This is a genomic window from Nonomuraea fuscirosea (assembly GCF_035917475.1).
Lineage (GTDB): Bacteria > Actinomycetota > Actinomycetes > Streptosporangiales > Streptosporangiaceae > Nonomuraea > Nonomuraea fuscirosea.
Genome location: NZ_CP109074.1, coordinates 4183632 through 4203934, shown reverse-complemented (window position 1 = coordinate 4203934; position 20303 = coordinate 4183632). Strand labels below are relative to the sequence as shown.

At 71.9% G+C, this 20303-nt stretch carries 23 protein-coding genes; 13 read left to right on the top strand and 10 right to left on the bottom strand.

Annotation, left to right across the window (positions count from 1 at the left end; genetic code table 11):
• Nucleotides 1-214 precede the first annotated feature (214 nt).
• Together sigJ and OIE67_RS19080 are read left to right on the top strand one after the other, a co-directional pair.
• Nucleotides 215-1189, top strand: a complete 975-nt coding sequence (gene sigJ / locus OIE67_RS19085; RefSeq protein ID WP_326642153.1) for an RNA polymerase sigma factor SigJ — start codon at nt 215-217, stop codon at nt 1187-1189.
• A complete protein-coding gene (locus tag OIE67_RS19080) occupies nt 1186-2373 on the top strand; it encodes a cytochrome P450 (protein ID WP_326642151.1) in 1188 nt (395 codons plus the stop codon). The genes sigJ and OIE67_RS19080 overlap by 4 nt, the downstream gene beginning before the upstream one ends.
• 35 nt (nt 2374-2408) lie before the next feature.
• Here OIE67_RS19080 and OIE67_RS19075 read toward each other — a convergent pair whose 3' ends face one another.
• Both OIE67_RS19075 and OIE67_RS19070 read right to left on the bottom strand, forming a co-directional pair.
• On the bottom strand, nt 2409-2660 hold the full coding sequence (locus OIE67_RS19075) for a hypothetical protein (RefSeq protein ID WP_326642149.1): 252 nt from the start codon (nt 2658-2660) through the stop codon (nt 2409-2411).
• Between the two features lie 38 nt (nt 2661-2698).
• Nucleotides 2699-4216, bottom strand: a complete 1518-nt coding sequence (locus OIE67_RS19070; protein ID WP_326642147.1) for an OmpA family protein — start codon at nt 4214-4216, stop codon at nt 2699-2701.
• A gap of 129 nt (nt 4217-4345) precedes the next feature.
• Between OIE67_RS19070 and OIE67_RS19065 the strand changes: the two genes are divergently transcribed.
• The 4 genes from OIE67_RS19065 to OIE67_RS19050 all read left to right on the top strand — a co-directional run bounded on the left by OIE67_RS19065 (nt 4346) and on the right by OIE67_RS19050 (nt 7259).
• A complete protein-coding gene (locus OIE67_RS19065; RefSeq protein ID WP_326642145.1) occupies nt 4346-4705 on the top strand; it encodes a DoxX family protein in 360 nt (119 codons plus the stop codon).
• 46 nt (nt 4706-4751) lie between these two features.
• Nucleotides 4752-5324: a TetR/AcrR family transcriptional regulator gene (locus OIE67_RS19060; RefSeq protein WP_326642143.1), complete on the top strand. Its 573-nt coding sequence runs from the start codon at nt 4752-4754 to the stop codon at nt 5322-5324.
• Between the two features lie 475 nt (nt 5325-5799).
• The gene (locus tag OIE67_RS19055; RefSeq protein WP_326642141.1) at nt 5800-6648 is read left to right on the top strand and encodes an oxidoreductase; all 849 of its coding nucleotides are present in this window, start codon (nt 5800-5802) and stop codon (nt 6646-6648) included.
• The gene (locus OIE67_RS19050; protein WP_326642139.1) at nt 6648-7259 is read left to right on the top strand and encodes a TetR/AcrR family transcriptional regulator; all 612 of its coding nucleotides are present in this window, start codon (nt 6648-6650) and stop codon (nt 7257-7259) included. The genes OIE67_RS19055 and OIE67_RS19050 overlap by 1 nt, the downstream gene beginning before the upstream one ends.
• A gap of 13 nt (nt 7260-7272) precedes the next feature.
• Here the strand turns inward: OIE67_RS19050 and OIE67_RS19045 are convergent, their stop codons facing one another.
• Nucleotides 7273-8016 carry a VOC family protein gene (locus tag OIE67_RS19045; RefSeq protein ID WP_326642137.1) on the bottom strand — a complete coding sequence of 248 codons (744 nt, stop codon included), beginning with the start codon at nt 8014-8016 and terminating at the stop codon, nt 7273-7275.
• A gap of 45 nt (nt 8017-8061) precedes the next feature.
• Nucleotides 8062-8625 carry a TetR/AcrR family transcriptional regulator gene (locus OIE67_RS19040; protein ID WP_326642135.1) on the bottom strand — a complete coding sequence of 188 codons (564 nt, stop codon included), beginning with the start codon at nt 8623-8625 and terminating at the stop codon, nt 8062-8064.
• 69 nt (nt 8626-8694) lie between these two features.
• On the opposite strand from OIE67_RS19040, the gene OIE67_RS19035 reads away from it, so the two are divergent.
• The 3 genes from OIE67_RS19035 to OIE67_RS19025 are packed head-to-tail and all read left to right on the top strand — an operon-like array spanning nt 8695 to nt 13098.
• Nucleotides 8695-9633, top strand: a complete 939-nt coding sequence (locus tag OIE67_RS19035; protein WP_326642134.1) for an alpha/beta hydrolase — start codon at nt 8695-8697, stop codon at nt 9631-9633.
• Entirely contained in the window at nt 9626-11386 is a 1761-nt protein-coding gene (locus OIE67_RS19030; protein WP_326642132.1) for an ABC transporter ATP-binding protein, read from the top strand. The genes OIE67_RS19035 and OIE67_RS19030 overlap by 8 nt, the downstream gene beginning before the upstream one ends.
• Nucleotides 11383-13098 (top strand): ABC transporter ATP-binding protein, encoded by a 1716-nt coding sequence (locus tag OIE67_RS19025; RefSeq protein ID WP_326642130.1) that lies wholly within the window; start codon nt 11383-11385, stop codon nt 13096-13098. The genes OIE67_RS19030 and OIE67_RS19025 overlap by 4 nt, the downstream gene beginning before the upstream one ends.
• A 377-nt stretch (nt 13099-13475) precedes the next feature.
• Here the strand turns inward: OIE67_RS19025 and OIE67_RS19020 are convergent, their stop codons facing one another.
• The 4 genes from OIE67_RS19020 to OIE67_RS19005 form a co-directional block, all read right to left on the bottom strand.
• On the bottom strand, nt 13476-13730 hold the full coding sequence (locus OIE67_RS19020) for a hypothetical protein (protein WP_326642128.1): 255 nt from the start codon (nt 13728-13730) through the stop codon (nt 13476-13478).
• A gap of 767 nt (nt 13731-14497) precedes the next feature.
• Nucleotides 14498-14872, bottom strand: coding sequence for a nuclear transport factor 2 family protein (locus OIE67_RS19015; RefSeq protein ID WP_326642126.1), 375 nt, complete (start codon nt 14870-14872; stop codon nt 14498-14500).
• An 8-nt stretch (nt 14873-14880) separates the two neighbouring features.
• A complete protein-coding gene (locus tag OIE67_RS19010; RefSeq protein ID WP_106239534.1) occupies nt 14881-15183 on the bottom strand; it encodes a DUF952 domain-containing protein in 303 nt (100 codons plus the stop codon).
• A gap of 69 nt (nt 15184-15252) precedes the next feature.
• On the bottom strand, nt 15253-15576 hold the full coding sequence (locus tag OIE67_RS19005; protein ID WP_106239531.1) for a DMT family transporter: 324 nt from the start codon (nt 15574-15576) through the stop codon (nt 15253-15255).
• A 130-nt stretch (nt 15577-15706) separates the two neighbouring features.
• Here OIE67_RS19005 and OIE67_RS19000 point away from each other — a divergent pair, with 130 nt between their 5' ends.
• The gene (locus tag OIE67_RS19000) at nt 15707-16660 is read left to right on the top strand and encodes a radical SAM protein (protein WP_326642122.1); all 954 of its coding nucleotides are present in this window, start codon (nt 15707-15709) and stop codon (nt 16658-16660) included.
• Between the two features lie 121 nt (nt 16661-16781).
• Complete coding sequence (locus OIE67_RS18995; RefSeq protein WP_326642120.1) at nt 16782-17189, top strand: hypothetical protein; 408 nt, start codon at nt 16782-16784, stop codon at nt 17187-17189.
• Between the two features lie 91 nt (nt 17190-17280).
• Here OIE67_RS18995 and OIE67_RS18990 read toward each other — a convergent pair whose 3' ends face one another.
• Together OIE67_RS18990 and OIE67_RS18985 are read right to left on the bottom strand one after the other, a co-directional pair.
• Entirely contained in the window at nt 17281-17535 is a 255-nt protein-coding gene (locus OIE67_RS18990; RefSeq protein WP_106239526.1) for a helix-turn-helix domain-containing protein, read from the bottom strand.
• 80 nt (nt 17536-17615) lie between these two features.
• A complete protein-coding gene (locus OIE67_RS18985) occupies nt 17616-18017 on the bottom strand; it encodes a hypothetical protein (protein ID WP_326642117.1) in 402 nt (133 codons plus the stop codon).
• 104 nt (nt 18018-18121) lie between these two features.
• On the opposite strand from OIE67_RS18985, the gene OIE67_RS18980 reads away from it, so the two are divergent.
• Both OIE67_RS18980 and OIE67_RS18975 read left to right on the top strand, forming a co-directional pair.
• The gene (locus OIE67_RS18980; RefSeq protein ID WP_326642115.1) at nt 18122-18532 is read left to right on the top strand and encodes a VOC family protein; all 411 of its coding nucleotides are present in this window, start codon (nt 18122-18124) and stop codon (nt 18530-18532) included.
• Nucleotides 18533-18567: 35 nt separating this feature from the next.
• Nucleotides 18568-19899 (top strand): MFS transporter, encoded by a 1332-nt coding sequence (locus tag OIE67_RS18975; RefSeq protein WP_326642113.1) that lies wholly within the window; start codon nt 18568-18570, stop codon nt 19897-19899.
• Nucleotides 19900-20303 lie beyond the last annotated feature (404 nt).

Here is a 20303-nt window from a genome sequence, read left to right as displayed (position 1 = left end):
CCTCCTTGTGTTGTGTAAGGCTCCGGTCCGGCATCGCGGGTGGCGATCGACTCCATGCGGGAGCGGCCGGCGCACTGGTTCGACAACACAGCGCCGTGGAGTGTGAGGCCGGTCATAGGGGACGCGCCGACCTCACAGATCACCGCGCTGTCTTGTCGGACCCGGTGAGAGCAGATCCGAACTGAGGGAGTCAGCGCATGACGGCCAGGACACCATGACTACCCCAGCCGAGCCGGGAGGCGGCCGGCTCGATCCCGGCCTGGCCGTGATCATGGGCGAACGACGACAGCTGATCAACCTCGCCTACCGGCTCCTCGGCTCCCTGGCCGACGCCGAGGACGTCATCCAGGAGACCTACGCCCGCTGGTACGCCATGTCCCGGCAGGAGCAGGACGCCATCGCGGCCCCCGGCGCCTGGCTGACCACGGTCGCCGGCCGCATCTGCCTCAACGTGCTGTCCTCGGCACGGGCCCGGCGGGAGACCTACGTGGGCGAATGGATCCCCGAGCCGCTGCCCGAACCCGCGGAGTGGATGAGTGGGCGCTCGGACGGCGTCAGCGCCGACCCGGCCGATCGGGTCACCCTCGACGAGTCGGTCAACATGGCCTTCCTGGTCGTGCTCGAATCGATGACCCCGGCCGAGCGCGTCGCGTTCGTGCTGCACGACGTCTTCCGGTACTCCTTCGCCGAAGTCGCCGAGATCGTCGGCCGTACCCCGGCGGCCTGCCGTCAGCTGGCCTCCTCGGCCCGCCGCCGCATCCGCGCCACGCAGGCCCCCGCGACCCCGGCGCCCCTGCAGGCCCGCGTCATCAGGGACTTCAAACGGGCATGGGAAGCCAAGGACATCAACGCCCTCATCGGTCTCCTCGACCCCGCCGCCACGGCGACCGCCGACGGGGGCGGCGTCGTCGGCGCGGTGCTGCACCCGATGGAAGGCGCCGAGCAGATCGCGCGTTCGCTGCTTCATCTTGAGGGCAGGCTCCGCGACCTGACCCTCCTGGAACGCACGGTCAACGGCTGGCCCGGCCTGGTCGCCGAGCTGGACGGCGTCACCGTGTCGGTGTACGCGTTCGAGGTCGCGGGCGACCGGATCAAGCACATCTGGGCGGTGCGCAACCCCGACAAGCTCCGGCCGTGGACGGCAGGACCGCGGCACCCGACGACGACAACATGGATGGACGGACGATGACACAAGCACTGGAATTGCCGTTGCATATGCGGCGGAACGGTCTGGCCCCCGTCGAGGAGCTGGCGCGGGCACGCGACGACGAGGGGGTGGTGCGGGTGAACACGGCTTTTGGCGTGCCCGCATACCTGGTCTGCCGCCATGAGGATGTTCGCCAGGTGCTGGCGGATCCGGCCCGGTTCAGCAGCGCCCTGCCGCCGTTCCCGGGATCGGGTGGGCTGGACGCCGAAGAGCTGGCCAGGATGCGGGCGGGGGCGCTGATCGGGTTCGACCCGCCCGAGCACACGCGGTTGCGCCGGATGCTCACCCCGGAGTTCACGGCACGGCGGATGCGCAGGCTGGAGCCGCGGATCACCGAGATCGTCCAGATGGCTCTGGACAATCTGGAGCGGGCGGGCAAGCCGGCTGATCTGGTGGAGCACTTCGCGCTGCCGGTGCCGTCGCTGGTGATCTGCGAGCTGCTGGGTGTGCCGTACGCCGACCGCGCCGAGTTCCAGGAGCGTTCCGTGCGCATGCTGGATGTGTCGCTGCCGATGGAGCAGCAGGCCACCGCGCGGCGGGAGGACCGCGCCTACATGGCCGGTCTGGTGGCCCGCGCGCAGGCGGATCCGGGCGAGGACCTGCTCGGGATGCTGGTGCGCGAGCACGGCGACGATCTGTCCACCGATGAGCTGATCGGCATCGCCGGCCTGCTGCTGCTGGCCGGGCATGAGACGACCGCGAACATGCTCGGCCTGGGCACCCTGGCCCTGCTGCGGCATCCTGACCAGCCGGCGGCGATCCGGGACGATCCGGCGCGGGTCGAGCCCGCCGTCGAGGAGCTTCTGCGCTGGCTGTCCATCGTGCAGGCGCTGCCGCCGCGCACGACGACGACGGACGTGGAGATCGCCGGGCACGCCATCCCCGCGGGGTCGTTCGTGATCTGCGCGCCTCCCGCCGCCAACCGCGACCCCGCCTTCATCGACGACCCCGGCACCCTCGACCTCACCAGGGGAGCCGCCGGTCATGTCGCCTTCGGCCACGGGATACACCACTGTCTCGGGGCGCCGCTGGCGCGGATGGAGATGCGCATCGCCTTCCCCGCCCTGCTGAAGCGCTTCCCGGGCCTCGCTCTGGCCGACGAGCCGGCCGGCTTCCGGATCTTCAGCGTCGTGTACGGCCTGAACGCGCTGCCGGTGACCTGGTGACAGCCCCGGCAGGTCGATGACCTCGCCACGCCGCCTCAGCTCCTGTCGCCGGCGCCCAGGCAGAACGGAAGCGCCTGGATGATCAGCTCGCTGGTCGCTTCGACGTAGGCGTCGTCGACGGTCCGGCCGGTGTTGAGCACACGCCACTGCGTGAGCCCGACCAGGAGGTCGAGGGCCAGGTCCAGGTCGAGGGCGGCGGGCACCCGGTGACCGGCGAGCAGTCGCGGCTGTTCGACTGAGACCGGGACGAGCCGTTTCGGTGCCCTGAGGCCGGGCAGGCCCCCCACGCGAGGCGGTCCCGCGCGGCCGGGCCTCTCGGACGCCGTCACCGGACGGGTACCTGGAGGTCGCCGAACGGGCCGATCTTCACCTGGAGGGTCTCGGTGGTGCCGGGCAGGGCGAAGAGGTTCCAGAACTCGCGGGCCCGGCCCGGTGCGAACTTCCCGGTGCTGAGGCGCACCCCGGAGAGGTCTGTGCACGCACAGTGGAAGTCCACGCCGTCGTCGGTGGGGACTTCCAGGCGGCCGGGCAGGTACTGGCGGCGGGCGGCGACGTCGGTCAGGCGGACGTTGGTCGCGGCCCGGTACTTGTAGGCCTCCCAGTCCTGGGTGCGGTGCAGGTCGTTGAACCAGGTCTCGGCCGCTCCCTCGTTGGTGATCGTGTAGGTGAGCAGGCCGAGACCGCCGGGCAGCCGGCGCAGACCGGTGACCTCCAGGTTGAAGGGCCGGCCGTCCACGGTGCCGCTCAGGCCGGTCGGGCCCGGAGAGGTCGTGGCCACCGGTTCCTCCGCGGCGGGCTGAGGTCTGGCGAAGGTCACCGTGACGCGGCGGTTGCGGCGCTTGCCCTCGTCGCTGGCGTTGTCGTACAGGGGGCGGCGCGAGCCGTACCCCTTGGCCTGGATGCGGACCCCGTCCCGGGACAGCAGCGCCGTCAGGGCGCGCCGCACCGCCCGCGCGCGGCGCAGCGACAGCGGGTCGTTGATGGCGTCGTCGCCGGAGGAGTCGGCGTGGCCCGCCGCCGTCACCACCGCGGCGGGGGAGGCGTCGATGAGCGCGGCCGTCCGGGCCATGATCGACGAGGCGTGGGCGGTGAGCGTGGCCTTGTCCACCGCGAACAGCACGTCGGAGGAGAGGTTGACGTGCAACCGCTCGCCGTCGTCCGCGGTCTCCTCCGATCTGTCCAGCGACTCGGAAGGAAGGATCAGACGGCGGGTGAGGGCGCTGACGGGCTCGGCATCGGGGTCGGGGAAGTCGCCGGCCGGAGCTTCGTCGCTGATCGGCACGTTGAGCATCGGCGGCGTCGCGGGGGTGAGGACGGTGGCCGTGGCGGGGTTGCCCGACGGAGCGGGCAGCACCGCGTAGACGGTGACGGACCGGCCGGGGTCGATGAAGCGGCCGAGGCCGTCGCGGTCCAGGTCGCTGCAGAGGCATGGGGAGCCGACCGGCACGTAGGGGAGGAGCCAGGCGCGGGCCCGCGTGTCGAGGACGCCGATGCCGGAGGCCCACTTGATCGCGCTGAGGGGACGGGTGCGGTCGCCCAACTCGCCGGGCCAGGACAGGTGCTGGTCGGTGCCGGTGTTGGACAGGCGGATCTGGGCGATGAGGTGCCTGCCCTCGACGCGGTTGAGGCCGACCACCTCGACCTTGAGGTGCTCGGTCATCGTGCTGCGGGTCACGGCCAGAGCTGGTCGGGTGTCCTGATCCGATGCGGTGACCGTGGCGGCTGGAGCGCTGGTGGCGGGGGCGCTCGACGCCGGCGCGGTCCGCTCCGCCGCCGGCAGCACTTCGCACCCGGCCGCTGCCAGGGCCAGCACGGCGCTCAGCGCCAGGATCCGATCAGCCACGTGCTTGCCGGCGCTCGGTCGAGCGTGTCATGGGGCCCTCTTTCTCCTCGTGGCATCAGAACGTTGCCATACCATACGGTATAGTACGGTTCTGGTGCAGCATGAGTCATTCAATGCCGGAGGAGAGAGATGTCAGCATTGCCCGACCCGGTCTGGCCGGTCGTCATCCTGGCGATCATCCAGGTCGGCGACGCCGTCATGTGCGTCAAGCCCGTTCCGTTCATCGCCCAATGCTTCGAGAACGTGAACTGGCCGCGCCGCCACTGGTGGATCATGCCGCCGCTGAAGCTCGCCGCCGCGACCGGCCTGATCCTGGGCATCTGGCTGCCGCACCTCGGCGCCGTGACGTGTGCCGCGCTCGTCCTCTACTTCGTGGTCGCCATCGCCATGCACATCGCGGCCAGGGACTTCGGCCGCAACCTGTTTCTCAACGCCACCGCCATGCTGCTGATCTGCATCGCGGCCGGCGTCTACAGCTTCATGGCATGAGCCTCGCGAACGCGGACCGCGCCATGCCCGATGCTACGTTTGCCGGATGAGCACGGCACGTGAGCGGTGGCTGAACGAAGGTCTGAAGGTCCTCGCGGAAGAAGGTGCGGCGGGCATTCGCATCGACCGGATCGCCGCCCGGCTCCACCTGTCGAAAGGGTCGTTCCACCATCACTTCGACGGTGCTGAGGGATACAAGAAAGCGCTTCTCGCCCATTTCGAGCAGCTGTCGATCAGAACGCTCGAGAACGCCATCGCGGAGGTCGGTGCAACGGCCGGCGCCCGGGAGATCCTCGCGCACCTGACGAAACTCGTTCAACCCGGCGGCACGGGTCTCTACTGTCCGGAGCTCGACATCGCCCTGAGGGCGTGGGCGACATGGGACGCGGAGGTGCGTGCCGTGCAGACCCGCCTGGACCAGGCCAGGCTGTCCGCGCTGCAGCGGGTGTGGAGATCAGCCGTGCCCGGCGACGAGGAGGCCAGGACGGCGGCCCTGCTGCCCTACCTGATCGCGGTCGGGGCGACCGTGGTCTTTCCCCCGGTCGACGCTGACGAGCTTCGCGACCTCTACGAGCTCCTCCTGCCCCTCGTGCCGGACGGCATGACGCCGCCTGCGTGACCACCTCCCGCGAGCCCCTTTGGGCGTTTGCCGTATCGGGGTTGAGGAACCTGCGGACAGCCATTGGCGGCACCCGCGAGCAACGTGGCTGGACGAGTCGGCAGCCCCCTCGGTCGTGGCGAGCATGGGCGAACCCGGATGGCCGGGCATCCGCTCGCTCAGAGCGGTTCGTATGGCTGCCCGGCTCACTCCGTGCGCCCGGGCGAGGGCCGCGATGGAGGTGCCGTAGTGGCAGCCGAGCAGCGAGGAAGAACACCCGCTCCAGATCAGCCTGCGTCGCTGCTCAAGCCCCGCGGCGGATCCGATCTCCAGCATGGCGGGCAACCTGCCGCACGCCCCGCGACCGCGACCCGGGCGGCCGGCGCCTTCCCCGCACCGCCAGAATCGACACTATGATGATAAAAATCGACATAGTGTAGAGTTTGTGGCAGGGGAGCGGACCAGCCCCCTTCGAACACCCCGTACGGAGAAAGCGATGCAGCACCAGAACTGGCTCATCACCGGCGTCAGCACCGGACTCGGCCGCGCCCTCGCCGAGGCCGCCCTGGCCGCCGGCCACACCGTGACCGGAACCGTCCGCAACCATGACGACCTGCGCGCCTTCGAAGCGCTCAAGCCCGGCCACGCCCACGGCCGCATCCTCGACGTCACCGACACCGCCGCCGTCCCGGCCGTCGTCGACGACACCGAGCACACCGCCGGCCCGCTGGACGTCGTCATCGCCAACGCCGGCTACGGCCTGGAAGGCATCTTCGAGGAGACCTCGCTGGCCGACGTACGACGCCAGTTCGACGTCAACGTCTTCGGCGCCATGGCCACCCTCCAGGCGGCCCTGCCCCACATGCGGCGGCGCCGCCGCGGCCACCTGATGGCCGTCACCTCCATGGCCGGCCTCATGGCCGTGCCGGGCATGTCCGCCTACTGCGGCAGCAAGTTCGCCCTCGAAGGCGTCCTCGAAGCGCTCGGCAAGGAGGTCGCCCCGTTCGGCATCCACGTCACCGCCGTCGAACCGGGCAGCTTCCGCACCGACTGGGCCGGACGTTCCATGACCCGCGCCGGCCGCGCCATCAGCGACTACGACGAGCTGTTCACGCCGATCCGCCAGGCCCGCCAGAAGGCCAGCGGCAACCAGCTCGGCAACCCGGCCAAGGCGGGGGAGGCCGTCGTGCGCATCGCCGCGCTCGAACGGCCGCCGGCCCACCTCGTCCTCGGCTCCGACGCGCTGCGCCTGATCGGCGCCGCCCGCCGCGCCGTCGACGACGACATCCGCACCTGGGAGACGCTCTCGCGCAGCACCGACTTCCCCGAAGGCGCCCAGCTCTGATGCCCGCCCACGCCCCGCGCGGCCGCCGCGCCACCGAACGCAAGGGCGACGTCCGCGAACGGGCCATCCTCGACACCTGCGAAGCCCTCCTGGCGGACAAGGGCTACGAGGCGATGACCGTCGGCGACATCGCCCAGGGCGCCGGCATCACCCGCGGCGCCCTGTACTTCTACTTCGGCTCCAAACAGGAGGTGGTCACCGCGCTCGTCGCCCGCACCGTGCAGCATCTGTGGGAACGCTCGCGCGCCACGGCCGCGAGCGACGACCCGCGCCGGGCCGTCGCCGCGGCGATGCGCCGCACGGTCGAGCTGTGGAACGAGCACGGCCTGGTCATGCGTACCGCCATCGACCTGTCGCTGACCGTGCCGGAGATCGGCGACCTGTGGCGCCACACCGCCGACCTGTTCATCGCCGCCATCACCGCCGTGCTGGAACGCGCGGGCGTGCGCCCCGGCACCGGGCCCGACCAGGCCGCCGCCATGGCCCGCGCCCTGTGCTGGATGATCGAACGCAGCTTCTACCACGCCTCACAGGAGTCCCGCGACAGCCTGCGCCGGGCATCGGCGACATGCGAGCACATCTGGCTCATCAGCGCCGGCCTCGCCCCCTGACCCAGCCGGCCCGTCACGCCGAGGGGGAGGAGCCGGGCCCCAGCACGCAGAACTCGTTGCCCTCGGGGTCGGCCAGCACCACCCACGACACCTCGCCCTGCCCCACATCCGCCGGCCGCGCACCCAGCTTCCGCAGCCGGGCCACCTCGGCCGCCTGCTCCTGCCCGCGAGACGGGATCAGATCGATGTGGATCCGGCTCCGCACCGGCTCCTGCCGGGCGAACTCCAGGAACGGGCCCACGCCCCGGGACGAACGCAGCACCGCCCGCTCGTCGCCCGCCTCGTGCACGGCCCAGCCGGCCGCCTCACCCCAGAAGGCGGCCAGGGCCCGCGGATCCGCGCACCCGACCACCACCGCCGCGATCGGCCCGGTGTCCCGGTGAGTCTCCCGCGGCTCCAGCACGCGGAACACGTTGCCCTCGGGGTCGGCCAGCGCCACCCACGGCCCGTCGCCCCGCTCCGCGTCCGCGGGTGTCGCGCCGAGCTTCCGCAGCCGCGCCACCAGCTCCGCCTGATGCTCCGGGGAGGTGGTGGCGAGATCGAGCCGCACCCGGTAATGCACCGTCTCGGGGTCCGGCACCTTCACCAGATCGACGTAGAAGCCGTCGGGATCCGGCCACGCGATGCCCTCGGGCTCGAGATTGGTCACCCCCGGGCCCTCACTCGACATGCCGTACCCGAGCGCCGCCGCCCAGAACCGGCCGAGCGCCGCGTCGTCCCGGGCCTTGAAGTTCACCTGCACAAGCCGCAATGCCATGGCGCCCCACCTTATGCCCCGCACCCGGGCCACGCCGACCCGTCCTCAGCGGAAGGACGGCAGGACCATCTCCACCAGCGCGTCGACATCGTCGCCGGCCATCGGCTCGCCGGTCATGCCCATGCGGTGCAGCAGGGTCCCGACGACGACGTCGATGAAGAACAGGACCCGGTGCTCCGGCTCGCCGAGCGCCTCCTGGAGCGCGAGCCGGTACGGGTCCTGAAACCGCGAGGAGAGGATCTCGCGCAGCCCAGGATCGCTGACACCGTCGCTGAACACGCCCGCGAACGCGTCGCCCACCCCCGGCTCGCCGATCTTGGCCGCGGCCCAGCGGATGGCCGACGCCATGATCTCCGCCCGGTCGCCCCCCTTCACCGGCACCGGCCCGAACGCGTCGAGCAGGCAGTCCACGATCAGCGCCCCCTTCGTCGGCCAGCGGCGGTAGATCGTCGTCTTGGCGATGCCGGCCGCGGCGGCGATGCGCTCCACCGTGGCACGCGCGTAGCCCAGCTCGCAGACCGTGCGCAGCGTCGCGGCGAAGACCACGTCGTTGACGCCGGAGCGCGGGCGGCCGGGCGGCCGGGCGGGAGTGCTCGAGGTCAGGCTCACGCTCACACGATACCAAGTTGCGCTACCGTAGGTTTCGAAACCAGAAGTAGCGAAACTGAGGAGAGGCCCATGAACGACCCCACCGCGATACGACGGCCCCCCGAGCCCGACTGGACCACGGTGACACCCGAGCAACTGACCGCCTACCGCGACGCCGAGAACCACGCCCGCGCCTCCACGGCCGCACGCGTCATCACCGGACAGCCCGACCCCGCCGCCACCATCACCTGGCAGCACATGCCGCTACCCGGCCGCGAACTCCCCGTCCGCGTGTACCGCCCCCCGGCCGCGGGCCCCCTGCCCCTCGTGATCCACGTGCACGGAGGCGGCTTCGTCGGCACGGCCGCACAGAGCGACTGGGTCAACAGCCACCTCGCCGCCCACCTGCCCGCGGCCGTCGTCTCGGTCGAGCACCGCCTCCTCGACCCGCAGACGCCGCTGCCGGCCGCCGCCGACGACGCCTGGGACGTCCTGCGGCACCTGCTGCGGCACGCCGCGACTTGGGACATCGACCCGGCCCGCGCCGCCGTCTTCGGCGAAAGCTGCGGCGGCCTCATCACCGCCCTGACCGCCATCAGAGCCCGCCAGGCCGGCCTGAACCTGCGAGCACAGGTCCTGGTCAACCCGGCCACCGACCTGACCTCCACCGCCTGGACCTACGACTCGACGACCCGATACCCCGACACACCCACCCTGTCCCTACCGCAACTGCTCCTCTTCCAGCGCCTGGCCGTCCCCGAAGGCACCGACGCCCGCGCCCTGTCCCCCCTGCACGCCGACGACCTCCACGACCTGGCCCCCGCCCTTGTGGTGGTACCTTCCGCCGACCCGATCGCCGACCACGGCCGCCACTACGCCCACCGCCTCCAGGCGGCCGGGACACCCGCCCGGCTCAGCGAACACCCGCAGGCGGGACACGCGTTCCTCAGCATGCCGGGCTTGGCCCCCCAGGCGGCACCCGCCCGGGCGGAGATCCTCGCCTTCCTCCAGGAGCACCTCCGTGACTGACACCCGCGTGACTGACACCCGGCCGGACACCGGCACCCTGACCGGCCTGCTGCGCCCCCACGCCGGCAGCTTCGCCGCCCTCGTCACCCTGCAGGTCATCGGCGCCGTGGCCGGCCTGGCACCCCTCCTGGCGGTGGCCGAAGTCGGACGCACCCTCCTGGCGCCCGGCCCGCCCGACCACGCCCACGCCTGGACCGCGGTACTCGCCGGCGTCACCGGCCTGCTCATCCGGCTGCTGTTCACCACCGCGTCCTCGGGGATCGGGCACCTGCTCGACGGCCAGGTCCAGCTCGCCTTCCGCCGCCGCCTGGCCGCCCACCTGGGCCGCGTCCCGATCGGATGGCTCTCCCAGCGCAGGACAGGCGAACTGGCCAAGGTGGTGGGGGAGGACGTGAGCGCCGTGCACCCGTTCATCGCGCACACCCCCGGTGAACTCGTCTCAGCCTTCGTGGTGCCCCTGGTGTCACTCATCTACCTGTTCACGATCGACTGGCGCCTCACCCTGATCACCCTCATCCCGGTCCTGCTGGCCATAGCGCTCGTCCCGCTGATGATGACCCCCGCACGACAGCGCGAACAGCGCGACTTCGACACGGCCATGGGACGCATCGCCGGCTCGGCCGTGGAATTCGTCCAGGGCATCGCGGTGGTCAAAGCCTTCGGCGGCGCCGACCGTACCCACCGCACCTTCCTGACCGCCACCGACACGTTCGCCGACACCTTCCTGCGCTGGGCACGCGGCCTCGCACCCATCGCCGCCGCCATGCAGACCGCGCTGGCGCCACCGTTCGTGCTCCTGGCCGTGCTGACCGGCGGCACCCTCCTCATCACGGACGCCGGCCTGTCACCCGCCGACCTGCTGCCCTTCCTCCTGCTCGGCCTCGGACTCACCGCACCGGTCGCCGCCCTCGGGCACGGCTTCGACGACCTGCAGACCGCCTGGCGCGCAACCGGCCGGATCAGAGACGTCCTCGCCGTCGACCCCCTGCCCGAACCCGCCTGCCCCGCCACCGCACAAGGGCACCGCCTGGAACTACGGAACGTGCACTTCGGCTACGACACCGGCCACACCGTCCTGCGCGGCATCGACCTGACCCTCGAACCCGGCACCACCACCGCCATCGTCGGCCCCTCAGGCAGCGGCAAATCCACCCTCGTCCAGCTCCTGCCCCGCTTCTTCGACCCCACCCACGGCTCCATCACCCTCGGCGGCACCGACCTGCGCGACCTCGGCAGCAACCAGCTCTACCGCACGATCTCCTTCGTCTTCCAGGACATCCGCCTCCTGCGCGCCTCCGTCACCGACAACATCGCCCTCGCCCTCCCGCACACCGACCACCATCAGGTGACCACAGCCGCCAGACTCGCCAACATCCACGACCGCATCCTGCGACTGCCACGCGGCTACGACACCATCCTCGACGAGGAAACCGGCCTGTCACGCGGAGAAGCCCAACGCATCGCCATCGCCCGCGCCCTGCTCGCCGACACCCCCGTCCTCGTCCTGGACGAGGCCACCGCCTTCGCCGACCCCCACACCGAACACGCCGTACGCCACGCACTGACCACCTCCCGGAGCGACCGCACCATCGTCGTCATCGCCCACCGCCTGGAGACGATCGCCGACGCCGACACCGTCGTGCTGCTGGAGAACGGAACGATCACCGAACACGGCACACCCGCCGAACTCCTGAACCAGAACGGCAGCCTCGCCGCGTTCTGGCGAACCCACCAAGGAGACGACCCCCGATGATCCGCATGCTCCTGCGCGTCCTGGGACACCACCACGCCCGGCCCGTGCGCCGCACCATAGCCCTCATGACCGCCACCGCGATCGCCGAAGGACTGTCCTACGCCCTGCTCGTCCCCACGCTGCACGCCCTGCTCGCAGGCGACACCACCGCCGCCCGCCCCTGGCTCATCGCCTTCGCCACCGCCGTCGCCACCTACGCCGCACTCCGCTACGCCGCCGACCTGTCCGGCTTCCGCGCCGGCACCACCCTCCTGCGCGGCACCTACCGGCGGCTCGGCGACCACCTGGCCCGCCTGCCCATCGGCTGGTACGCCCCCGGCCGCGTCGGCGAAGTCTCCCTCCTGGCCAGCAGGGGAGTACTCCAGGCGATGAGCGTCCTCGCACACGTCCTGTCGCCCTACATCGCCGCCGCCGTGACCCCCCTCACCATCGTCGCCGTGATGCTCGCCTACAACCCCCCGCTCGGACTGGCCGCACTCCTCGCCGTCCCCGTCGTCGCCGCCATCCAGCACTGGACCGGACGCGCCACCCACGCCGCCGACACCGAACGCCACCACCGCGACCAGCAAGCCACCGGCCGCGTCATCGAATACCTCCAAGCCCAGCCCGTACTGCGGGCAGGCGGCCGCACCACCGAACGCTTCACCCTGCTCGACGACTCCCTGCGCGAACTCCAGCACGCCTCCCGCCGCTCCACGCTCTCGGCACTGCCCGGCATCCTCGGCCTGACCCTCACCGTGCAGGCCATCCTCACCGCACTCCTGATCCTGGCCACCCACCTGGCTCTCGGCGCCACCATCGGCCCCGCCGAAGCACTCACCCTCCTCGTCCTGGCCACCCGCTGCGCCGACCCTCTGCTGTCCCTCGGCGACATCGGCGGCCAACTCCGCGGCGCCCGCGCCGAACTCACCAAACTCGACACCCTCCTGCGCACCCCGCCGCTCCCCGAACCCCCCGACCCGATCGAACCCACCCGCCACGACCTGGCATTCGACTCCGTCACCTTCCGACACGGCGACCACATCGTGATCGACCACCTCACCCTCACCCTCCCCGAAGGCCACCGGCTCGCCGTCGTCGGCCCCTCCGGCGCAGGCAAGACCACCCTGCTGCACCTCCTGGCCCGCTTCCACGACGTGAACACCGGCGCGATCCGCATCGGCGGCACCGACGTCCGCACCATCGACACCCAGGCACTCATGGCCCGCATCGCCATCGTCTTCCAGGACGTCTACCTCTTCGACGCCACCATCGAGGACAACATCCGCCTCGGCCGCCCCACCGCCACCACCGCCGAAGTCCGCGCCGCGGCGGCCGCGGCCCGCCTGGACGAAGTGATCGAACGCCTGCCCGACGGCTGGGCCACCCCCGTCGGCGAAGGCGGCACCCTGCTGTCAGGCGGCGAACGCCAGCGCGTCTCCATCGCCCGCGCCCTGCTCAAAGACGCCCCCATCGTGCTGCTGGACGAGGTGACCTCCGCCCTCGACCCGGCCAGCGAAGCAGCCGTCCACCAGGGCATCGAACGGCTCATGGCGGGCCGGACCGTGGTGATGGTGGCCCACCGGCTGCGCACCGTACGCAACGCCGACCACATCGCCTTCCTGGACGGCGGCCGGGTGGCGGAAGAAGGCACCCACGACGAACTCCTCCGCCGCGGCGGCCGCTACGCCGCCTACTGGGACCTCTCCATGACGCCGGCGGCGCCTGAATAGGGGAGAGGCCCACCGGTCGCCTGGAGCTCCAGGCGACCGGCTCGGCCGATGACGCTCATGATCGGCCGGCGGCACGCCGGCATGGGGGAGCGGAGCGTTGTGACGCCTGACCCATGGACACTTTTCGAACGGGGGACAGGGGAGCAGAACACCCGCGCACCCCGGCGATCATCGCAGGCCGGGACCGTCATGACGACGCGCTGACATCCCGGCACTCCTCCGCCCGGCGACGGCAGCCGTTCTCCTGCGAACCGCTGCGGACGGCATCCCGCCCAGCAGCACGAAAACGCACATTCGATACGAAAATTACCCATACCATACAGAAGCCCCATTCTGTTCGGTATGGCATCGAAGCGTGACCCGGCGCGGGCAGGGGGTCACAGACGGTTGACGAAGCGGGCGGCGGCGCGCTGGCTCATCCCGGTCTCACCGCGGACGAAGAACACGGCTTCCTGGATCTGGCCGAGCGCCTTCAGCTCGCGCACCTGATCGACAAGATCGACACTGATGCCGGGACGGTTGCGCGGGCTCTTGGTGAGGCGTACCGCGAGAATGATCAGCCAGATGGCGCCGGCGGTGACGACGGCGGTGAGCGCGACGAGGCTGGGGGCGGCGATGTCGAGCGGGAGCATGCGCTGCGCCTGCCCGCGCGGGCGCGGATTATTCGGCGCTTCCGCAATTGCTTGATAATGAACATTATGTCAAGTAGACGTCGTCGGGCCGCTCCCCACCGGCAGGCGACGAGCCTCATGGTGCGGGACGGGTGCGGTTGGTGGGAAGATTTTTCCGCTCTCCCCGAGCGGCTCGTGAGGGTGGTGGTGCGGGCCGGGCGGGGGTGGTGAGCGGGGGTTTCGGGGGCGGGCGGTGCGGTGTGGCGGGCTCCCGGGTGCGTTGACGGCTGGTTTGACGTTGTGTTGATTCGCTGTCCTTGGCGCCAGGTGTGGTTTTAGGGTGGGAGTCCTGCCATTCGCGCCGCGAGAGGAGCAGCACGTGGGGAACGAGTCGGTTTTATGTCCGATGTGTCGGGGGGTTCTGCCCGCTTCCGGTAAGGAGTCGTACACGGCGTCGCGGGGGCGGCTGATCGTGACGAACGGGTACTGCTCGGGCGGGTGTGCCGAGGCGGCGGATCAGACGCAGCAGATGGCGGCCCGGCAGCAGGTGCAGCAGCAGGTTGCGGAGGCGGCTGCGGAGGTGACGCAGCAGGTGGCGCGTCCGAGGCCGGCCCCCTCCCCTGCTCCGGTGCCGGTGCCCGCGGGTGCGGGGCGTGCGCCGTTGCGGGTGGTGCGCTGATCGCTGGAGGTGGCCCGTCCGGGAGGGGGACGGGTGGCGGTCTTCCTTCGTCCGGTACGGCTCGTCGCGCGGGGCGCGGCGGGCCTTCGTCATGGGTGGGCGCCGGTGGTCAGTGGTGGCCGTCGGTGGTGTGCCAGTAGTCGCGCGTCTGTACGGCGAGGCCGTCGGCGTCGAAGCGGGCGAAGACGCAGCCGGCCAGGGTGATGGGGCGGCCGTCGTCGTGGGCGTGGACGCGGAATTCGATGGCGGCCTGGTCGCCGTCGACGATGGGGGTGGCGAAGGTGACGTGGGGGTCGCTCTCGCCGGTGAAGGACCAGGTGATGTAGTCGGCGATGGCCTGGCGGCCCTGGTGCGGGGGGCGGAAGGGCATGCTGGTGTGGAGGGCGTCGTCGCGGTAGAGGGCGGTGATGGCGGCGACGTCGTGGTGGGTCCAGGCGTGCTGCCAGGTGTCGGCGAAGCGCTGGGCGGCGGCGCGGGTGTCCATGGGCGGCGTCAGGTGGTGGTGCGGGTGTAGGGGCGGGTGGCGGTGACGCTGGTCAGGGGCAGGGGGCCGTACAGGTGGGGGTAGCCGTTCTCGACGCGGACGTCGAGGCCGGCGGGGTCGATGTCGAGGATGATCAGTGGTTCGGTGAGGTGACTGTAGAAGGCGGTGTGGACGCCGTGCAGCTGGGGCAGGTCGCGGCTGCAGTGGATGTAGCCGACCTGGTCGAGGGTGCGTCCGAGGGTGGAGACGCGGTACTCCCCCGTGGTGCGGGCGTGCTCCCAGTCGGTGTGCAGGGCGAGGTGGTGGATCATGGTGTCCGTTCGCTGAGGGACGGGGCCCCGCTCCCCCCGGCCGAGCGGGGTGCGCGCGGGGCCGCTGGTTCAGTGGCCGCCGGCGAGGTTGAGGACGACGACGCCGGCGATGATGAGCAGGATACCGCCGACCTTGACGGGGGTGAGGGTCTCGCCCAGGAAGGCGGCGCCGATGAGGGCGATGGCGGCGGTGCCGGCGCCGGACCAGACGGCGTAGGCGGTGCCGACGTCGAGCTGGAGCTTGAGGACGCGGGCCAGCAGCAGGAACGAGATGATGTAGCCGGCGGCGACGGTGAGGCTCCAGCCGAGATGGGTGAAGCCGTTGCTGAGTTTGAGCGCGGTGGTGGCGACGACCTCGGAGGCGATGGCGAGGGCGAGCAGGATCCAGGCCATGAGGCGGGCTCCAGACGAAGGCGGGGCGGGGCGGGTGTGCCGCCAGTATCGTGGGTCCGCTCCCCCGCGCGGGCGGGCGGTTGGGGGGAACGGCTTGAAAACGGAGTCGAATGCGTGTTCCACTGGTGATGTGGGTTGGGACGCGCTTGCGCTTGTCGACGCCGCCGATGAGCGTCCGCTGATCGAGCGGCGCGCCGTGGCGCGTGACGGCTTCTACGAGATGCAGGCCCGCACCGTGATCGAGCGGGTGCCGCAGGTCGCGGGCATCGCGCAGCGGTGGGCGGTCTCCCCCTACCGTGGCTGCGCCCATGCCTGCCGCGGCTGCGGCGCCCGCGCGGGTCATCGCCGGCTCGGGCTCGACGCGGGCGCCGACTTCGACACCCGGATCGTGGTCAGGCCCAACGTGGTGGAGCGGTTGCGGGCGGAGCTCGCGCGCTGGGACGGCACGGAGATCGCGGTCGGGGTGGGCGGCGACTGCTACCAGGCGGCGGAGGAACGCTACCGGCTGATGCCGGGGGTGATCGGGGCGCTGGCGGGCGCGGGGGCGGCGTTCACGGTCTACACCAAGAGCGCGCTGGTGGTGCGGGACGCGGAGCTGCTGGCGCGGGCGGGTGCGCGGGTGGCGGTGTCGATCGCGTTCGTGGACGAGCGGATCCGGCGGGCGGTGGAGCCGGGGGCGCCGTCGGCGCAGGCGCGCCTGGAGCTGGTGTCGGCGCTGGTGGAGGCGGGGGTGGAGTGCCGGGTGCTGATGTCGCCGGTGCTGCCGCTGCTGAGTGACGCGGCCGATCAGCTGGCGGCCACCGTACGGCGGATCGCGTCGGCGGGCGCGGCGGCGGTGGAGCCGGTGGTGCTGCGGCTGCCGCCGGGCACGCGGGAGTGGTACCTGCGGTGGCTGGAGGAGGCGCATCCGCAGCTCGTGGAACGCTATGCGGAGCTGTACGACCGGGCGGGGCTGCCGTCGGCGGGCTATGAGGGCCGTATCACGGGCCAGATCGCGCAGTTGTGCCGCATGTACGGGATGGGGTGCGGGGCGCCGGTGGCCGAGCCGCGGGAGCCGGCGGCGGCGCAGCTGGCTCTGGTCTGAGTCCCCTGGGGCGACGCCCGGGTTGAGGGCCGGATGTGTGGATTTCTGCGCAGACTGGCGGGTCGACCGGCTCTAGCGTCGGCGTGGTCAGGATCCGAGGATCCCACGAGAGGAGAACCTCATGACCGCGAAGGCCATACGTCGTGGCCTCGCCGTCGCTGTCGCATCCCTGGCCGCCGCGGGCGTCGTCGGCACGCCTGCCGCGAGCGCGTCGGCCCATCCGGTGCCGGGATGCCGGGGCAGCACGTTTCCGGGGTATCAGGTCCAGCATGTGCACCTGTACCTGAGCGATCCGGCCGTGGCCGTGTGCAAGGCGTTCAAGCGGATCGGCGGCGGCAGATTCCAGGTGTTCTACAAGATCAAGGGACGCGGCGGCCCCCGCCAGGTGCAGATCCGCAACGACGGGACGCGCGTGCGCACCTACTTCGTGCGCGGCGGTACGGGCACGATCAGCGACCATCTGCAGGGGCGGCGCACGTTCTTCCGCGCCTGCCGCCCGGACGGCACGGTGTGCGGGCCGTGGCTGTGACGCCCCTCCGCCGGGTGACCGCGACAGCGTGACCCCGACCGTGATGGGGTGTGCCGCGCGTTCCTGGAGGGGGACGCGCGGCGCCGGCGCGTCAGGGGGCGGCGGCCGGGGTGGAGCGGGTGACGAGGTGATCGAGGGAGATGCCGAGCACGTCGGCCAGAGCCGCGATGGTGAAGAACGCGGGCGTGGCGATCCGGCCGGTCTCGATCTTGCGGAGCGTCTCGGCGGACATGCCGGCGGCCGCGGCGACCTCGACGATGCTCCGCTCCGCCCTGGCCCGTCGCAACACCAGGCCGAGCTGCTCGCCACGGAGGCGTTCTTCGGGGGTCAGCGGGGGTCGCACCATGGCACCCATGCTATACCCGGGATAGAAATACCGGATCCACGTCGTTCAACAGTCCTGGGCCACCGGTGACGCCGGCCGCGTCACCGGTTGAACCAGCGTGCCGCGGGCGCGGTGAGCAGCGCGCCGGCCACCCCGAGCGGCAGGAGCACGCTCAACGGCAGCGACGCCCACACGAAGCGGCCCGCCACCAGCATCGACACCAGGTTGCCGCCGCCCAGGACCGCCTCCACCGCCACCGCGGCCCACCGGACGAACGAGCGCCGCGACGACCACCGCAGGACCAGCCACACCATCACCACCAGGACCACGGCGGGAAGCAGGAACAGCAGCAGGAACAGCGAGGGGGCGCTCGCCGCGGCCGCCAGCACCCCGCCCATCACGACCAGCCCCAGAACGCTGGCGGCCACCTGCACGATCAGCACCACCCGCGCGGCCCGCACGAGAGCGGGCATGGGCTCTGCGGGAAGACTGTCGCTCGTCACCCGATCATTGTGCCGCACGCGCAACCGGCCCATCGTGCCCTGGCCGGGGAACCGGGCAGGAACAGAGAAGCGCCCGGCACCGGGCCGCGCCTAGCGTGATGGTCATGCACATCGCCATTCACGCCAGCTTCCTGCCGCACGACGACCCGGACGCCTCCCTGGCCTTCTACCGCGACCTGCTCGGCTTCGAAGTACGCGACGACGTCGGCTACAACGGCCTGCGCTGGATCACGGTCGGGCCCGCCGGCCGGCCCGGCGCGTCCCTCGTCCTGCAGCCGCCCGGCGCCGACCCCGGCATCACCGCCGCCGAGCGCGCCACCATCGCCCAGATGATGGCCAAGGGCACCTACGCCGGCATCCTGCTGGCCACCGACGACCTCGACGGCATGTTCGAACGGGCGCGGGCGGGCGGCGCGGAGGTCGTGCAGGAGCCGGTCGAGCAGCCGTTCGGGGTTCGTGACTGCGCCTTCCGCGACCCGGCCGGCAACCTGGTCCGCATCCAGGAACAGCCCTGAACCGCGCTCGTCCCGACGGCGACATGGACGGCGACATGGACGGTCACACGGGCGGTCACACGGGCGGTGGTCCGGTCGCCGACGCAGCGGCGGGCGCCGAAGACCGCGCGCGCCGGGGAGCGAGAGCCCGGCTCTCCGCCACCCTCTCCCCCTTGGCCGAGCCCGGCTTCCGCCGCTACTACCTCGGCCAGACCGCCTCCTTCTTCGGCGACGCCCTCACCCCCCTCGCCATCGCCTTCGCCGTGCTGCACCTCACCGGCTCCGCCGTCGACCTCGGCATCGTGATCCTCAGCACCCGGCTGCCGATCATCGCGCTGACCCTGCTCGGCGGAGCCGCGGGCGACCGTTTCTCGCGCCGCTCCATCATGCTGATCGCCGACCTCACCCGCCTGGCCGCCCACGGCGTCACAGCCGTGCTCCTGCTGACCGGCAGCGCCCACCTGTGGACCCTGGTGGCCCTGCAACTGATCGCCGGCGCCGGATCGGCGTTCTTCAACCCGGCCGCCGTCGGGCTCGTCTCCTCCCTGGCCGGCAAGGAGAACCTGCAGGCGGCCAACAGCCTGATCTCGATCTCCCGCAGCACCGTGTCGATCGTCGCGCTGGGCGTCGCCGGAGCGCTCGTGGCGCTGGTCGGGCCGGGGTGGGCGATCGCGATCGACGCGCTGACGTTCGCGGTGAGCGCCGTCTTCCTGTCGCGGCTCCCGCGCCTGCTCCCCGGCGGCGACCGCGGCCAGGGCCGCGGGCTGCTGGCCGGGATCGGCGAGGGGCTCGCCGAGGTGGGGCGGCGTACGTGGCTGTGGGTGTGGATCGTCCATCTCGCCGTCGCCAACGCGCTGGTGATCTCCCCCATCCTCGTGCTCGGCCCGTACGTCGCCGACCGGTCACTCGGCGGGGCGCCGGCGTGGTCGGCGATCGGCATCGCCTACGCCGTCGGCGGGCTGGCCGGCGGTGTCGTCAGCGCGCACTGGCGGCCCGCCCGCCCCATGGTGGCCGCCCTGCTGGCGTTCCTGCTGATCGCGCCGCTTCCGGCGCTGCTCGCTCTGCCCGCGCCCGTCTGGCAGCTGGTCGTCGCGGCCGTGGCCGCGGGCGGGCAGGTGACGGTGCACAACGTCATCCAGACCACGGCCCTGCAGCGGCATCTGCCGGCCGGCGCGGTGGCGCGGGCGGCCTCGGTCAGCATGCTCGGCGGACTCGTGGCGGCTCCCGTCGGCATGGGCTTGGCCGGGCCGGCGGCTTCGTTCTTCGGTACGCGTCCCGTTCTGCTGGCGTGCGCGGCGACCGCCGTGGTCGTCACCGCCGTCACCTTGCTGGTGCCGGCGGTCTGGCGGATCCGGGACGACGGCTCTCGCGAGCCGGTGCCGTCATGACGGGTGGGATGGTCCGGGGCTGCGGCCGGGTAATAACTGGTGGCGCGGGGACACGGTGGATCCGTGGCCGGGTTCGGGGCGTCCGCGCGGCTGCGCGCCGTTCGCGGTCAGGAGGTCAGGGCGGCGTGCGGGCTCGTTCGCCCGGCCCGCGGGCTCCGGGACCACCGCGCCCGCTCCGGCCCTGACGGCTCCGCCCGAGCCCGGTCCGGCGGGTCGCCGTAATAAGCCCGTGGCCGGCCGCATCCCGCGGCCGGCCCTTCGCAGCCGGGCGGCCGTCAGGGCTCGCAGGCGGGTGCCTTGCCTGTCGTCCGTCAGCGGGCGTGGCCGTGACGGCGGTCTCTCGCCGGTACGTACGTTCTCACCGGGCCGCCGCCCGGACGGGCCCCGGGCCCTGCGGCGTGCAC

Excerpts from the sequence above, each read along its gene's own strand:
- OIE67_RS19060 (WP_326642143.1), top strand. The coding sequence starts at position 4,752 with ATGAGCACGGCACGTGAGCGGTGGCTGAACGAAGGTCTGAAGGTCCTC.
- OIE67_RS19015 (WP_326642126.1), bottom strand. The coding sequence starts at position 14,872 with ATGGACACCCGCGCCGCCGCCCAGCGCTTCGCCGACACCTGGCAGCAC.
- OIE67_RS19045 (WP_326642137.1), bottom strand. The coding sequence starts at position 8,016 with ATGGCATTGCGGCTTGTGCAGGTGAACTTCAAGGCCCGGGACGACGCG.
- OIE67_RS18980 (WP_326642115.1), top strand. The coding sequence starts at position 18,122 with ATGCACATCGCCATTCACGCCAGCTTCCTGCCGCACGACGACCCGGAC.
- OIE67_RS19050 (WP_326642139.1), top strand. The coding sequence starts at position 6,648 with ATGCCCGCCCACGCCCCGCGCGGCCGCCGCGCCACCGAACGCAAGGGC.
- OIE67_RS19035 (WP_326642134.1), top strand. The coding sequence starts at position 8,695 with ATGAACGACCCCACCGCGATACGACGGCCCCCCGAGCCCGACTGGACC.
- OIE67_RS19065 (WP_326642145.1), top strand. The coding sequence starts at position 4,346 with ATGTCAGCATTGCCCGACCCGGTCTGGCCGGTCGTCATCCTGGCGATC.
- sigJ (WP_326642153.1), top strand. The coding sequence starts at position 215 with ATGACTACCCCAGCCGAGCCGGGAGGCGGCCGGCTCGATCCCGGCCTG.
- OIE67_RS19005 (WP_106239531.1), bottom strand. The coding sequence starts at position 15,576 with ATGGCCTGGATCCTGCTCGCCCTCGCCATCGCCTCCGAGGTCGTCGCC.
- OIE67_RS19020 (WP_326642128.1), bottom strand. The coding sequence starts at position 13,730 with ATGCTCCCGCTCGACATCGCCGCCCCCAGCCTCGTCGCGCTCACCGCC.
- OIE67_RS19055 (WP_326642141.1), top strand. The coding sequence starts at position 5,800 with ATGCAGCACCAGAACTGGCTCATCACCGGCGTCAGCACCGGACTCGGC.
- OIE67_RS18995 (WP_326642120.1), top strand. The coding sequence starts at position 16,782 with ATGACCGCGAAGGCCATACGTCGTGGCCTCGCCGTCGCTGTCGCATCC.
- OIE67_RS19025 (WP_326642130.1), top strand. The coding sequence starts at position 11,383 with ATGATCCGCATGCTCCTGCGCGTCCTGGGACACCACCACGCCCGGCCC.
- OIE67_RS18990 (WP_106239526.1), bottom strand. The coding sequence starts at position 17,535 with ATGGTGCGACCCCCGCTGACCCCCGAAGAACGCCTCCGTGGCGAGCAG.
- OIE67_RS19010 (WP_106239534.1), bottom strand. The coding sequence starts at position 15,183 with ATGATCCACCACCTCGCCCTGCACACCGACTGGGAGCACGCCCGCACC.
- OIE67_RS18975 (WP_326642113.1), top strand. The coding sequence starts at position 18,568 with ATGGACGGTCACACGGGCGGTCACACGGGCGGTGGTCCGGTCGCCGAC.
- OIE67_RS19080 (WP_326642151.1), top strand. The coding sequence starts at position 1,186 with ATGACACAAGCACTGGAATTGCCGTTGCATATGCGGCGGAACGGTCTG.